The organism is Rhodanobacter sp. ANJX3, assembly GCF_014200755.1.
In the GTDB taxonomy this organism is placed as follows: Bacteria; Pseudomonadota; Gammaproteobacteria; order Xanthomonadales; family Rhodanobacteraceae; genus Rhodanobacter.
In genome coordinates this window covers 537,560-551,393 of the sequence record NZ_JACHCM010000001.1, presented here as the reverse complement: position 1 = coordinate 551,393, position 13,834 = coordinate 537,560, and the positions used below count along the sequence as shown (strand labels likewise).

General features: G+C 60.7%; 15 protein-coding genes, 1 tRNA gene and 1 other RNA gene. 9 read left to right on the top strand and 8 right to left on the bottom strand.

Annotation, left to right across the window (positions count from 1 at the left end):
* Window positions 1-148: 148 nt before the first annotated feature.
* Window positions 149-958 (bottom strand): SDR family oxidoreductase, encoded by an 810-nt coding sequence (locus tag HDE76_RS02250; protein ID WP_184505190.1) that lies wholly within the window; start codon window positions 956-958, stop codon window positions 149-151.
* 124 nt (window positions 959-1,082) lie between these two features.
* Between HDE76_RS02250 and tpiA the strand changes: the two genes are divergently transcribed.
* The 3 genes from tpiA to HDE76_RS02235 all read left to right on the top strand — a co-directional run bounded on the left by tpiA (window position 1,083) and on the right by HDE76_RS02235 (window position 2,402).
* Window positions 1,083-1,847, top strand: coding sequence for a triose-phosphate isomerase (tpiA, locus tag HDE76_RS02245; RefSeq protein ID WP_179476709.1), 765 nt, complete (start codon window positions 1,083-1,085; stop codon window positions 1,845-1,847).
* Window positions 1,848-1,855: 8 nt separating this feature from the next.
* Entirely contained in the window at window positions 1,856-2,299 is a 444-nt protein-coding gene (gene secG / locus HDE76_RS02240) for a preprotein translocase subunit SecG (protein ID WP_184505188.1), read from the top strand.
* A gap of 18 nt (window positions 2,300-2,317) precedes the next feature.
* Window positions 2,318-2,402: transfer RNA gene (locus tag HDE76_RS02235), tRNA-Leu, on the top strand.
* A 187-nt stretch (window positions 2,403-2,589) separates the two neighbouring features.
* Here the strand turns inward: HDE76_RS02235 and HDE76_RS02230 are convergent.
* The 3 genes from HDE76_RS02230 to HDE76_RS02220 form a co-directional block, all read right to left on the bottom strand.
* The gene (locus HDE76_RS02230) at window positions 2,590-2,766 is read right to left on the bottom strand and encodes a superinfection immunity protein (protein WP_179477099.1); all 177 of its coding nucleotides are present in this window, start codon (window positions 2,764-2,766) and stop codon (window positions 2,590-2,592) included.
* A gap of 393 nt (window positions 2,767-3,159) precedes the next feature.
* Window positions 3,160-3,567 (bottom strand): hypothetical protein, encoded by a 408-nt coding sequence (locus HDE76_RS02225; protein ID WP_179476707.1) that lies wholly within the window; start codon window positions 3,565-3,567, stop codon window positions 3,160-3,162.
* A 71-nt stretch (window positions 3,568-3,638) separates the two neighbouring features.
* Window positions 3,639-3,776: a hypothetical protein gene (locus HDE76_RS02220; RefSeq protein ID WP_179476706.1), complete on the bottom strand. Its 138-nt coding sequence runs from the start codon at window positions 3,774-3,776 to the stop codon at window positions 3,639-3,641.
* A 510-nt stretch (window positions 3,777-4,286) separates the two neighbouring features.
* Between HDE76_RS02220 and HDE76_RS02215 the strand changes: the two genes are divergently transcribed.
* Together HDE76_RS02215 and HDE76_RS02210 are read left to right on the top strand one after the other, a co-directional pair.
* Window positions 4,287-4,532: a hypothetical protein gene (locus HDE76_RS02215; protein ID WP_179476705.1), complete on the top strand. Its 246-nt coding sequence runs from the start codon at window positions 4,287-4,289 to the stop codon at window positions 4,530-4,532.
* 170 nt (window positions 4,533-4,702) lie between these two features.
* A complete protein-coding gene (locus HDE76_RS02210) occupies window positions 4,703-5,356 on the top strand; it encodes a response regulator (protein WP_179476704.1) in 654 nt (217 codons plus the stop codon).
* A 78-nt stretch (window positions 5,357-5,434) separates the two neighbouring features.
* Here the strand turns inward: HDE76_RS02210 and HDE76_RS02205 are convergent, their stop codons facing one another.
* Window positions 5,435-8,608 (bottom strand): Rne/Rng family ribonuclease, encoded by a 3,174-nt coding sequence (locus HDE76_RS02205; RefSeq protein ID WP_184505186.1) that lies wholly within the window; start codon window positions 8,606-8,608, stop codon window positions 5,435-5,437.
* A 336-nt stretch (window positions 8,609-8,944) separates the two neighbouring features.
* On the opposite strand from HDE76_RS02205, the gene HDE76_RS02200 reads away from it, so the two are divergent.
* Window positions 8,945-9,943, top strand: a complete 999-nt coding sequence (locus HDE76_RS02200; protein WP_179477098.1) for an RluA family pseudouridine synthase — start codon at window positions 8,945-8,947, stop codon at window positions 9,941-9,943.
* On the opposite strand, the gene HDE76_RS02195 is transcribed toward HDE76_RS02200, so the two are convergent.
* Entirely contained in the window at window positions 9,944-10,285 is a 342-nt protein-coding gene (locus tag HDE76_RS02195; protein WP_184505184.1) for a 4a-hydroxytetrahydrobiopterin dehydratase, read from the bottom strand. It abuts the gene before it with no gap.
* A gap of 150 nt (window positions 10,286-10,435) precedes the next feature.
* Between HDE76_RS02195 and HDE76_RS02190 the strand changes: the two genes are divergently transcribed.
* Complete coding sequence (locus HDE76_RS02190) at window positions 10,436-11,044, top strand: NfuA family Fe-S biogenesis protein (protein ID WP_184505182.1); 609 nt, start codon at window positions 10,436-10,438, stop codon at window positions 11,042-11,044.
* A 94-nt stretch (window positions 11,045-11,138) separates the two neighbouring features.
* Here HDE76_RS02190 and HDE76_RS02185 read toward each other — a convergent pair whose 3' ends face one another.
* Complete coding sequence (locus HDE76_RS02185) at window positions 11,139-11,492, bottom strand: cytochrome c (RefSeq protein ID WP_179476700.1); 354 nt, start codon at window positions 11,490-11,492, stop codon at window positions 11,139-11,141.
* 18 nt (window positions 11,493-11,510) lie between these two features.
* The gene (locus HDE76_RS02180; RefSeq protein WP_184505180.1) at window positions 11,511-11,834 is read right to left on the bottom strand and encodes a cytochrome c; all 324 of its coding nucleotides are present in this window, start codon (window positions 11,832-11,834) and stop codon (window positions 11,511-11,513) included.
* 287 nt (window positions 11,835-12,121) lie between these two features.
* Here HDE76_RS02180 and ssrA point away from each other — a divergent pair.
* Together ssrA and HDE76_RS02170 are read left to right on the top strand one after the other, a co-directional pair.
* Window positions 12,122-12,476, top strand: a transfer-messenger RNA (tmRNA) gene (gene ssrA / locus HDE76_RS02175).
* Window positions 12,477-12,555: 79 nt separating this feature from the next.
* On the top strand, window positions 12,556-13,734 hold the full coding sequence (locus tag HDE76_RS02170) for a DUF6538 domain-containing protein (RefSeq protein WP_184505178.1): 1,179 nt from the start codon (window positions 12,556-12,558) through the stop codon (window positions 13,732-13,734).
* Window positions 13,735-13,834 lie beyond the last annotated feature (100 nt).

Genomic DNA, 13,834 nt, shown 5'->3' with positions numbered 1-13,834 from the left:
GCTCCTCAAAGCCGGTGCCATCCATGGCGCCTCCCCGTATACCCTCGTTCTTCCTTGGCCTGCGCGCAAACAACTCCCGGCGCGTGCCACGCGGAGACGTTGAACAGGCTCTGATACCCGTTCGCGGCATCGGTCTGACGACGTGAGGTCAGTCGTGTCCGTTGCGATAGCGCTTGGACTGCTTGGCCGACAGCGCCAGCGCGAGCCGGTCCGGCACCAGTTCGAACACGGCCTTGATGAAGCGATTGAGCTTGCCGGTCACGTGCACCGCATCGCCACGCTCCACGGCATCGATGCCTTGCCGCACCACTTCTTCCGCGCTGAGCCACATGAAACCGGGCAGCTTGTTCATCTTCTCGCGCGTGCCGGTGACGTCGTGGAATTCCGAAAGGGTGAAGCCTGGGCATAGCGCGCAGACGTTGACCCCGGCGGATTTGTTCTCCAGCGCCAGGGATTGCGAAAATTTGATCAGATAGGACTTGGTCGCGGCGTAGAGCGTGTGGCCGGAGGTACCGGGGAGAAAGCCGGCCAGCGAGGCCACGTTGATGATGCGGCCGTAGCCGCGATCGCGCATGCCCGGCAACAGGCGTCGCGCCAATTCGGTCGGCGCCGTGAGCAGCACCTGCAACGAATCGGCATGCGTGCTCCACGGGCTGTCTACCAACGCACCCGGCACACCGTAGCCGGCATTGTTGATCAACCAGTCGACCTTTATGCCGCGCTCGTCCAGCGTAGCCATCAGTTTTTGCGGCGTCGCCGGGTCGGCAAGATCGCAGGGCAGCACGGTGACGTTAGAGCGGTATTTATCTCGAAGTTCAGCCGCGAGCGCTTCGAGGCGATCGCTGCGGCGCGCCGTAAGCACCAGATCGTGCCCGCGTGAGGCGAGCTCGCGTGCGAAGGCGGCGCCAATGCCGGCCGAGGCGCCGGTGATCAGACTGACGGGGCGTGAGGGTTTCATCGGTTATTCCTGCGAAAGTTGCCCATTCTTGACCGTATCCGTCGCCGGGCGCCACCGACGAGCGGGTTTGTCGATGTTTCATCCCGGGGTAAGCTTGCGGTTTGACCGAAGCGGAAGCGAACCCATGCGCACGAAACTCGTCGCCGGCAACTGGAAGATGCACGGCAGTCGCTCGATGGCGACCGCTCTGGTCGACGAGATCGTGGCGGCAAAACCCGCGTCGATCGACGTAGCGATTTTCCCGCCGTTCCCTTACATCGCCGCTTTGGCCGAACAACAGGGCGACGCCGGGCTGGCTCTGGGCGCGCAGGATGTCAGCGAACACGAGGGGCAGGGCGCGTATACGGGTGAGGTCTCGGCGGCCATGTTGCGCGACATCGGCGCGCAGTGGGTACTGGTCGGTCATTCCGAGCGTCGTCATTACCATGGCGAAAGCGACGAGCTGGTCGCGCGCAAGTTCGCCGCCGCCCGCGCTGGCGGGCTGACGCCGATTCTCTGCGTCGGCGAAACCCTGGAGCAGCATGAGGCAGGGCAAGCGCAGGCCGTGATCGGCCGCCAGCTGCAGGCCGTGCTCAAGCTCAACGGTATCGCCAGCTTCGATACTGCCGTGGTTGCCTACGAGCCGGTCTGGGCCATCGGCACGGGCCGCACCGCCTCGCCGGAGCTGGCCCAGCAGGTACATGCCTTCATTCGTAGCCAATTGGAAAAAGAAGATGTTATAATTTCGCGGCTAACACGACTGCTTTACGGCGGTAGCGTTAAAGCGGCCAACGCCGCTGAACTATTCGCGCAAGCGGACGTGGATGGCGGGTTGATCGGGGGCGCCTCACTGGCTGCAGCTGATTTTCTCGGTATCTGCCACGCGGCGCATCAAGCGCAACAGGCCTAAAAGAAACCATGTTCGTCATTTTCAGCGTGTTCTACATCCTGATCGCTGCTGCCATGATCGTTTTGATCCTGCTGCAGAACGGCGCGGGTGCCGATGCCGGCTCCGGCTTCGGCAGCGGTGCGTCGGCGACGGTATTCGGCGCACGCGGGTCGGCCACGTTTCTGACGCGGGCTACCGGCGTTCTGGCGACGCTGTTTTTCCTGTTGAGCCTCGGCATGGGTATCTACCTGCACGCCAATGGCCAGTCGCGCGCTGCCGCTGCCGATCTGGGAGTGATGTCGGGCGTCACCGGTGCTGCCAAGTCGTCATCGGCAGCCGCCGTGCCGGTCGCACCGGTCAATTCCGAGGTTCCCTCGGCCACTCCGGCGACCCAGCCTGCGGCTCCGGCGAAGGCGGACAATCAGGGTGAAGTACCGGCGGCACCTGCAAAAGATTCAACGAAAAAGCACTGAGTAATACGTAATACACCTGCCCAGGTGGCGGAACTGGTAGACGCACTACCTTGAGGTGGTAGCGACGCAAGTCGTAGGGGTTCGAGTCCCCTCTTGGGCACCAATAAACGTTTCAGGGATTCTCCTCAAGTCTCTTAAACACAGAAACCCCGCATTGTTGCGGGGTTTTTTGTTTCCGATGGTCCTGGTCCATCAGGACGGCCAGAATTTTTGCGTAGGCGTAACTGCTGGCTCGGTCATCGTCGGCGATGACCGAGCCAGCTCTCCCTCAGATCCGTGACGCGGGTCGGTCAGTAAGAGATACTGGACCAGGCACGCTTCATGGCGAGAACCCAGCCGATCACGCTCCAACCCAAAAGCAGGTTGAGCGTAAAGATGGCTGAAGTATTGGGATCTCTGCGGCTTGCGGCGATAAGCGCCGGCGCAAAGTACCAGGACAGACCAATCGCAAAAGCGACCAGAAACATAGTGGTTTGCACGATTCCCCCCGGAATCCGCCAGAGAAGTGTTGTGTTTTGGCGGCAGCACGAATATACCGCATCTTTTTGCAGCAAGTTACAACCAGGCCAGATCCAGGCTTTGTGTCGAGTCCTGCCGCCGCGTTCCACGGGCAACCCTGCGCGGGCCAGGCGGTTTGTCCGCATCTCGGCGTCATCACTTCGTCATGGGCCGGCGCCCACTCCTCGCGCCTCAAAGCCGACGCCATCCATGCGTACCCTCGTTCTTCCTTGGCCTGCGCGCAAAGCGCTCCCGGCGCGGCGCCAGGCACGGGTAGATCTCGAACAGGCTCTACTAAGAGCTAACGGCAGCCTGCCGCGCTATCCACCGCCGTCAAAGTGCCACAGTCGTATCCTGCCAACTCAGTGCAGGCGGTTCCAGGAGCGAATCGAAGCCTGATGGCGAGCTTGATCCACTGCAGATTTCAGCTGGTTGAGGCCAAACGGTTTCTGTAGATAGGGAGCGTGCCCAGGGAGCGGATTGCATCCATGCGACGAGGCGACGACGTGCGCGACATCTTTTGCGTCCAGCGCGTTCAGCACAGGCTCGGTCGAATGGCCTCTGACGTCGGTCTCGATCACAGCGAGGTCGATGTTTTCACTGTTCACCGCGTCCAGCGCGGCTTTTATCGAACCCACTGTCTCAACTGACGTATAGCCGATCGCGGTGAGGCCATCAGCGATCGTCTCAGCGACGAGTGAATTGTCTTCCACGACTAACGCCGATGGCGATACATCTTCCTGCTGGCCGAAAGGCTTGTTTGCCATCATCACCGGATTTCCTATCTACTCAGCGTTGCAACAGCCAATCATCACCATACGCGCTCGATCATCCCGGGATGTTACGGTCCCACGCCGGCCGGGCCGTTGTCTGACGGGCGTGCTTCCTGGTGCGTTATGCCGAGATAGAAACCCGTAACCAAGATCGCGATCGTTGCCGCGATGAGAACCAGGAACGCCCAGCTGCGCTTGCGCTTCATGAGCTCAGTCTACGCGCCATCGCGACGATCATGTGGCGAGCCATATCGAGCAAGCCCAGAAAGCCCCACAGGAAACAGACAAAGGGTGCAATCGTGAGTGACTTTTGGTGTAACTTTCAGCTCGAAACTCCGCGGGCATTGCTTGAGCTAGCCTTTCGTGGCCTCTCTTGGCACCAGGTAAATGTTTCAGGCCAATCAATCGTGACAGAAAAAAGAATCGCCATTCGGCGATTTTGTGCTGAATTTGCTTCGGATAGCTTGGTGCTGAATAGTTTGAGCTTTGAGCAGGGTAAGTGGCAAACGGCGCCCGAACCTCGTCGTATTCTGACGCGACGCGTCCAAGGCACAGGCCGTTGCGCCTCATGGTTTAGCCGCTATTACCGCACGAAGTATGTGGGCCTCTGCCGACAGATCGTGGGCGGACAACGTGGCACATTAAGTGCTTGAGTGACGGAGGCCAACGGCTTTGCGCCGTTTCTTAAATGAGCTTGTCATGGACGGGTTGACGCAATGGTGATCATTTCCCTGAAGCAGGGGCGTAACGGCAATTGGAACGTCACCCGCGCGCATATCACGTTATTCAGTGACCTGCAGCTGGAAGCGGGTATCGCGCTGGCAAAAGAAGTCGCGTACGACGAACATGTGCGCAGCGGTCGCCCTCTGCGTGTCGAGATGCCTGGGCCGGCATCGACGCTGGTACTGGCTCGCTATCTGAACGCGTCGGAAGCGTCTTCCAAAGATGTCATGGCCGCTTGATTCTTCACCGGCACGGTTTGCGGGCGAGTCGTCCCGTGCGATAAAAAATAAAACATTGAGTGCCTCACGCTGGCCGCCGTACCCGCGTCGAGCTTTTTCAACACGGCTGAGCTCGCGCTTGCCAGGCATGGTTGGAAGGGACTTGGTCGAACTATTCAAGGAGCGATGACATGATAAATATTGTTCTGGTGGACGATCACGAGTTGGTTCGCACCGGCTTTCGCATGATTCTTCAGCAGCATGCGGATATCAGCATTGTTGGCGAGGCAAAAAATGCGGAAGAGGGGCTGCGGCTGATTCGAACGCTGGCACCGGATATTGCCTTGGTCGACGTTCATATGCCGGGCATGAGCGGCGTGGAGCTGACCGAACGCGTGTGTCGCGGCAAGATGTCTACCCATGTGGTAATCGTTACTGTCGTGGATGACGCGCGTTTCCCCAAGCGGCTTCTCGATGCTGGCGCGCTGGGTTATCTGACCAAGGGCTGCACGTCCGAGGAGCTTGTCGCCGCTGTGCGCCAAGTGGCTTCCGGTCGGCGCTATCTGGCACCTTCCGTCGCCCAGCAGCTCGCGCTGGCTACGCTGGACGGAAACACCTCGCCGTTCGATGTGTTGTCCAGCCGCGAACTGGAAGTGGCGATGATGCTGGTCCGTGGCAAGCCGCTGACGACGATCGGTGAACAGCTCAATCTCAGTCCAAAAACCGTATCTACCTACAAGCAGCGCCTGATGGAAAAGCTGCGCGTCGATCATGTGCTCAGTCTGGCTCATCTGATGACTGTGCATGGTTTGCTCGATACGTCCGGTCAGCAGGTCGGCGGCTGAAGCCTCTTTCTATCAGCCAAGAATCAGGCAAAAAAAACCGGGCGAACGCCCGGTTTTTTTATCCGAAGAAGCTTCCCATCACTCCTTCAAATCGTCCTTGCGCTCGTGCTCTTGCTCGGTCGTATCCTTGGCATGCGCTATTTCGGGCTTGCCGAAGCTTGCCTCAACGGCATGAGACGTCGCTTGCGCGAGCAGATCGCCCTGCTTGGGCAGCGGCGCCACGGGTACGTCGACCTTGATCTCGTTGGAAGTGTCGGTATGCACGTCGTCAGCCACGACGGATGTAGCGACGGGTTCGATCGCCTGCACCGGGGGACGCGCTGATTCGGAGGCATTCACCAGGCTGACCGTCGAGGCCTGATCGGTGCTTTCACTGAGGTCGGCGAATGCTGCGATCGACTGCCGGTCGAGCACGGCGTCGGCAGGTGACGCTGAAAGCGTCTTCGGCTCTTCCGCCGCTGCACTAAAGGGCAGCGTATGCGAGGAGTCTGCCTGGGTAGACGCTGGCGGCGCCTTGACCGTCAGCTCGTCGGCATGATTCACCGGTTCGGAAGGCGCTGGAGCGCCGGCTTGGTCGGGAATCGGCGGAAGCGTCGGCAGGTTGAAACTGGTCGCCGCGGGCAGGGTCGTTGTGGCGACGTCGTCCGTCACGACATCGCTTTTCGGCGTCGCAGGCGCCAACGCATCAGCCGGAGCCGGCGAAATCAGCGCCGGCGTTTCTGCCACATCGGCGGAAGCACGGGCATCATGGCTCCGATCTCGTTTCGGTCCTGCGGAGGGACGGACAGAATCGGAGTCGTCAGCAGCTACAGGCACAACGCGCGTAGGCCGGGTATCGCGCGCAGCGGCCGGCTTTGGCAGCTCAGCTTTTTCCGTCGGGTCATTGCGGTCTTCGTCGTCCAGCCCGGCTGCCTCTGCCGTGTCCAGCGCTGTTCCCGTCGATGCGGTTTCGTCATGCCGGCGCCGGCGACGACCACCGCGACGGCCGCGGCGGCGACGTGACTGACTGCCGTCGGCATCGAGCTCTTGCGCGCCAGATTCGGGCGCTACCGACTGAACCGGCGTCGCGGTCAGCTGGGCTTCTTTCGCGATGGTTTCCGGTGCCTCAGCCGGCGTCGTAGAAGCATCGTTCAACGGCTGCTCGGTCACGGCTGGGCGAGGCTGGCGCTCGGCCTTGGGCTGCTGCGGTGGATTGGGCTTGCGCTCGGCGCGCGGCTGATTGCCGTCGACGTTGGCAGGCTTCGGCTGCCGCTCCGCCTTGGCCGTTTGCGACGACTGCTGCGGCTGGCGCGACTGTTGGCCGTCATTGTTGCGCTGACGGTTGTTCTTCGGCTGCTGCTGGGATCCGGGCTTCGGTCCGTTTTGTGCCGACGAATCGCGGCGCGGCTGCTGCTGACGCGAACCGTTGCTCTGGCCACTGTTGCTGCGACCAGAACGCTCGTCGCGACGGCTGTCGCGCGAAGCGTCGCTGTATTCCGTGCGCGGTTTGGGGGCGGGCGCCGGAGCCGGCGTTTCAGCGCCACGGAACCAGCCCAGCACGCGCGACATCAGGCCGCCCGAAGAGGGAGCCGCCGCAGCGGCGGTGGGCGCCTGACGGACGGCAACGGGTGCTTTTGCGACGGCGGCTTCGGCGACTTCCTCGCGCACCGGCGCGGGGCTGGCGGGCATGATGCCGCTCACCGCGGGCTGTTCGCTGCTGCCGAGCGTCTGGCCCATCTTGGGCAGTCCGGTGGGCTCGACGGCGGTCAGGCGCTCATAGCTGGGCTTGCTGTGCTCGCCCATGTCCGCTTCGCGGATGCGCTGGATTTCGATGTGCGGCGTCTGCAGCTTCTCGTCGGCGATGATCATCACATGCACCTTGTGGCGCATTTCGATCTCGACCACGCTGGCGCGCTTTTCATTGAGCAGAAAGTTGACCACGCTGGACGGCGCCTGCACCAGCACCTGGCCGGTGTTCTCCTTCATGGCGTGCTCTTCGATCAGGCGCAGGGTCGACAGCGCCAGCGATTCCACGCCACGGATGTGGCCGTGGCCTTCGCAGCGTGGGCAGACGATCTGCGACGCCTCGCCCAGGCTGGGGCGCAGGCGCTGGCGCGACATCTCGAGCAGACCGAAGCGCGAGATACGACCGACCTGGACGCGGGCGCGATCGTGCTTCAGCGCGTCCTTGAGTTTATCTTCTACGTCGCGCTGATGCTTCGGGCTGTCCATGTCGATCAGATCGAGCACGATCAGGCCGCCGGCATCGCGAATACGCAGCTGGCGGGCGATTTCCACCACGGCCTCGCAGTTCGTATTGAACGCGGTTTCCTCGATATCGCTGCCCTTGGTGGCCTTCGAGGAGTTGACGTCGACCGCGGTGAGCGCCTCGGTCTGATCGATGACGATCGAGCCGCCGGACGGCAGGCGCACCTGACGATCGAAGGCATTCTCGATCTGCGTCTCGATCTGGTAACGGGTGAACAGCGGGGTGTCGTCTTTGTAAAGCTTGAGCTTGCGCAGGGCGTTCGGCATCACCTGCTGCATGAAGTCGCGGGCGTCGTTGTAGAGCGACTCTTCGTCGACGAGAATTTCGCCGATGTCCGTGCGCAGGTAATCGCGCAGGGCGCGAATGAACAGCTTGGACTCCTGATAAATCAGGAAGGGCGCCTTTTGCGACATGGCCGCCGCGGAAATCGATTTCCACAGCTGCAGCAGATAATCAAGGTCCCACTGCAGCTCTTCGGCATCGCGACCCAGACCGGCGGTGCGGACGATCAGGCCGACGTCATCGGGTACGGTGACGTGGTCGAGCGCTTCTTTCAGTGCCTGCCGGTCTTCGCCCTCGATCCGCCGCGAGACGCCGCCGGCTTTGGGGTTGTTCGGCATCAGCACCATGTAGCGGCCGGCCAGGCTGATGAAGGTGGTCAGCGCTGCGCCCTTGTTGCCGCGCTCCTCCTTTTCGACCTGGACGACGACTTCCTGGCCTTCCTTGATCAGCTCACGGATGCTCGCCTTATGCGGGTCGAGCCCGGTGGTGAAGTAGTCGCGGGAGATTTCCTTGATCGGCAGAAAGCCGTGACGTTCGGCGCCGTATTCGACAAAGCAGGCTTCAAGTGATGCTTCAACGCGGGTGATGCGGCCTTTGTAAATATTGGATTTTTTCTGTTCCCGCGAAGGGATTTCGATATCGAGGTCGTACAGGTTTTGGCCATCGACAATGGCCACGCGCAACTCTTCACGCTGAGTCGCGTTGATCAACATACGTTTCATGGTGGTTTCCTCAGCTTTGCCGCGCGTCGCGCGCCTCGGTGGCGCCTGCGAATGGCGGCCTGCCGGGGATCGCGCCGCAGCGGTTAAGCGGCAAAATGACCAACGCCGATACCGGCGCCGGGATGATTCGGTCAACTACGCCTGCCGCCTCGATGCCCGATGGCACCGGACAACGGCAGCCCGAACCGTTACGATGAAAGGGAGTCGAGGCTGGATGCCAATCGGGCAACCGCCGCAATCCTCGCCGACGTGACGGGCCGTCATTCGACCCGATCCAGACATCGGTGGGCAAAATGTGGCGCCCGCCGAGTATCCTATTTCACCAGGTTTTTTTCAATGCAGACGGTAACTTCCCCCGACGCACCTCAAGGTGTACGTCAAGTAGCGATCGGCCCCGAGCGCGATGGTCAGCGGATCGACAACGCCCTGGTCACCCTGCTCAAGGGCGTGCCCAAGAGCATGATTTACCGGCTACTCCGCACCGGCCAAGTGCGCGTGAACGGCAAGCGGGCCAAGCCCGATACCCGTCTCACCGATGGCGATATGCTGCGCATTCCGCCGGTTCGCGTGGCCGAGCGACCCGAGGGCAAGGGGCCTGCGACCGGCATGGTGGCGCAGGTGGCCGATGCCATCATTTTCGAGGACAAACACTTTCTGGTGATCGACAAGCCCGCCGGCATTGCCAGCCATGGCGGCAGCGGCGTGAGTCATGGCGCCATCGAGCTGCTTCGCGCCGCGCGGCCGCAGGAACACCTTGAGCTGGTGCATCGGCTCGATCGCGATACCAGCGGGGTGCTGGTTTTCGCCAAGACTCGGTCGGGGCTGACCGGACTGCAGGCGCTGATCCGGGGCGGCGAGGTCACCAAGCAGTACCTCTGTTTGATGCTCGGCCACCCGTCGAAGGCCAAGTTTGACGTCAACGCGCCGTTGCTCAAGTCAGTCATGCAGGGCGGCGAGCGGATGGTGCGGGTAGCCGACAACGGCAAGCCCTCGCTAACGTTTTTTCGTGAAATGGAGCAATACCCCGCCGCGCGTCTGATGCAGGCACAGCTGGGTACGGGGCGCACTCATCAGATCCGCGTCCACGCCGCCCATATCGGGCACCCGCTTGCGGGTGATCCCAAGTACGGCGATAAAGAGATGAACAAGCGGTTCAAGGACATGGGACTGAACCGGATGTTCCTGCATGCGGCGCACCTGAGCTTTGAGCTGGAAGATCGCTCATACAGCTTTTCCGCCCCGTTGCCGGATGACCTGAAGGACTTTCTCGACGTGCTTTCGGTCAAAGGCAAGCGGCTGATCTATACCCTGCCCAAGTCCCGCACCGACTTTTGACTAGCGCGCCAGCAACTGTTCGACCCGCGCCGCGCAGATAAAGTCGTTCATCGACAGACCGCCGACATCGTGCGTCGACCACAGCACCTGGCAGTGGCCGTAACCAGCCTCGATATCGGGATGGTGATCTTCATGGTTGGCCATGAAGCCCACCGCATTGATAAAGCCCAGCGTGTGGTGGAAGTCGTCGAATTTGAAGTCTTTGATGATGGCCGCCTCATCATCGCTGAGCTTCCAACCCGGCAGCTGCTTGAGCAGCGTGGCCACTTTTGCGGCGTCCAGTGCGTGTTCCTTGCCCTTCAGAGGCCGGCAATGCTGTGTGGCTAAATCGTTGGTGGTCATGGGTATCTCCGGTGATTGAAAGAGCTGCCAAGCGTCGAGTGTGAATGCCGGAAAGTCAAAGGCGCGCATCGGCGCGCTAAACAGGACTAAAATGGTGCTGTTTCGCCTGTGTATGACGGCAGGCGTTGATCAGATTTTCGCGGAGTAGACATGATCGAGATTTCAGAGCACGCCCAACAGCATTTTCTGCGGCTGCTTTCGCAGCAGGGCAGTGACGGCATGAGCATCCGGCTGCGGGTGACCCAGCCGGGTACGGCAGCGGCGAACTGCGAGCTGGAATTTTGTGAGCCGGCGGATCTACAGGGTGGCGAGTGGACCATCGAGTGCAAAGGCTTCGATTTCCATATCGATGGCGACAGCGCGCGCTGGCTGGAGGGCGCCACGATCGATTTCGAAACCAATGCCACCGGCGGCCAGCTCAATATTCGTGCGCCGAAGATCAAGGGCGAGGTGCCGTCGGCCGAGGCTGGCCTGATCGAGCGTGTGCGCTACGTGCTCGATGCCGAGATCAATCCCCAGCTGGCTTCGCACGGTGGTCGAGTCACGCTGCTCGAAATCGATGCGGAGGGCGCTGTGCTGCTGCAGTTCGGAGGAGGCTGCCATGGTTGCGGCATGGTTGACGTCACTCTCAAGCAGGGCGTCGAAAAGACCTTGCGCGCTCGCGTGCCTGAGATAACGGCGGTTCGAGATGCCACCGATCACTCGGGTGGAGAAAAACCTTATTACAGCAAGACCGAAGGGCGTTCCGCGCTCGGTTGAGTCATTCCTGCGGGCCCGCGGTCGCACGAACTCCAATATAAAAAGGCCCGCAATTGCGGGCCTTTTCGATGTCGTCGCCGATCGACCGGCGCAGTTATTTGTCGCCGCTGACGTGTCCTTCCAGGGTATCGAGCTTGGTGGGCAGGCCTGAGAAATAGGCCGCGATGTCTTCGATATCCTGGTCTGACAGAGTCGCGTCCATACCTTTCATGATGGCGTTGTTGCGCCGTCCGTCTTTGTATTCGTGCAACGCCTGTTGGATGTACTCATCGTACTGGCCGGCCAGGCGCGGATATTGGGGGTCGACCGCATTGCCGTCGGTGCCGTGGCAGGCGAAGCAGGTGCCCGCCTTCTTTTTGCCGTTCTCGGCATTGCCGTTGGCCAGCAGCTGCGTGGACGCAAACGCCAGGATGGCACCTAAGGAGAGCAGGGTGAGCGCACGGGTCATGCGAAGAGTCCTTGACGACTACTGAGCGAGGCTGGAAAGGTAGGCGGCGACGTTCTGGATGTCCGTATCGGACAGGCTTTGCGCCTGCCCCCCCATGGTCGGGTGCGTGCGGTCACCGCTCTGATAGCCATGCAGGGCGTTGATGATGTACTGCTCGTTCTGCCCGGCAATCTTCGGCACCGGATACTGCGGGTATGCATTGCTGTAGCCGGGCACGCCGTGGCAGCCGGCGCAGGTGTAAACCAGCTTTTTGCCGGCCGCCTTGTCGCCCGCGGCATGCGCGCCCGCGGTGGCTAGAAGGGCAGTGGCCGCGGCCAAGCTGAGTAGTTGCAGTCGGGTCATCGAGATCAGTCTCACGATTGCGGCGAATTCGCGGTCATGTAAGCGACCGAGTATAGAGGTTGCGTCGCGGCCCGAACAACAGTCCGGAGGCTTTCGCCGCATGACCGATGCCGCTGCGCGCGCCCGCTGTATTCTGGAACGTGTCGTGCCTATAGAAACACGCCTACGGCCGCGGCGATTCCGCCTTTTTCGCAGCGACTTATCCATCTGCGGCCCACAATGACACGGATTCGATTGATGATCGTGCCGTCGTCCCCATATACTCGGCAGGTTAAATCGTTTTCCCCGGGGGTGTTCTGGCTTCGACGGGGGTAGTGAGATGACTTGGTGCATGCCGAGGGGGCAGCTTTCCTCGTAAATCCAGCAGCAAACTTCTAGTTGCCAACGACGACAACTACGCTCTCGCCGCTTAAGGCGTAAGCCCCGAACCCACTTGTGCTCGTGCTTGTCGGTGTAGGGTCATTATCACGAGATCGCCGAAGACTGCCGCCTGGCGGTACTAGGTCAAATCAATCAGGCTGGTTCCGCGGTGCGCTTTGCCCATCGTGCTTGTCGCGGAACGAGATCGAACGTTGAGCTAAGCATGTAGATCCGGGCGTTGAACGCTCTCGGACGCGGGTTCGACTCCCGCCACCTCCACCAACAACTCGGCAGCTCTTTAATTTGAAAGAGAAATTTGGTGCCTTCACTACCCCTCACAGGGTACCAATGAAGGTACCAAATGCCGAAACCTCTGATGCTCCAACGACGAAGCGGACTTTACGTCCGCTTTTTCGTGCCCGTTGATTTGCAACCCAGGGTGGGGTCCACCTATCTCGTTCGAAGCCTTCAAGGCGTCCGGGCCGACACCGCCCGTCTCATGGCGGCGGCATTTGGGTATGCTTTGAACCAAGTGTTCGAGCGGTTGAGGATGGATGCCATGATCGAACCCAAGGGGCTGCTAGACGTTGCGCTGGCAGGGGTGAAGACCGGTAAGATTTACGACATCGAACTTCCAAACGGATTAAGAATCCGAACGGATGGCAGTGACACCGAGCATCAACGTGTTCGAGAAACCATTGATGACTTGACGAAGGCGGGGGCCTTCCAGGCTATCCCCACATCTGCACCGGCCCCAACCAAGGCGGGTCTTCTCTCCGAGCGCGTCCAAGTCTTTTTGGAGCAGATGAAGCTTCGGGAACGGAGCGAAACCGACCTACTCGATTCCACGTTCACCCTGAAAGTCTTCCTGGGTATCGTTGGAGACAAAGACCTGACGGAAGTCAGCCCGGATGACATGGACCAGTTCATGGTCGCCCTGTCGCATTGGCCTGCCAATGCCAGCAAGAAGCCCCAGTACAAGGGTCTGACGCCCACTCAGGTCGTCGCCAAGGCCAAGGCTAGTTCCGACAAAAAACTAGCCCCCAGGACGAAGGAAAAACACCTCGACCGGTTGCGGGTTTTCTTTAAAAACTGCATGGACCGACGGCTGCTTTCCTACAACCCATGCGATGGCTCGCGCGTCACTGGCAAAGCCCAGGATGAAGAACAGACCAAGCGACCTTTCGATGAGAAAGACTTGAAGGTTCTGTTCGACCCGAGCCATGTCACGCCAACCATGCCCCACAAGCACTGGATACCGATCCTTGGCCTGTACACGGGTGCCCGGCTCAACGAACTAGCGCAGTTGCAGGTGGAAGACCTTGAGCAAATCGATGGGATCTGGGGTATCCACATTCGCCGCCAGGTGAAGAATCGAAGCTCAAAACGCTTTGTGCCGCTTCGGCAAGAAGTGCTCGACCTCGGATTCATCGACTATGTTGAAAGCGTCAAACAAGCCAGGTTTGAGCACGTGTTCCCTGGCCTTCCCGCATGTACACGTAGCACCCCCATGCGATGGGTGAAGGAGTCTTCCCTTTAACCGTGCCCTTCGGATTCCACGAGATTTTCGCCATGGTGCCGTCCTAGCTTGTCTGGTGAAGACCATCATGCCTCAGTGGATGGGTGGTCAGGCAACGGCC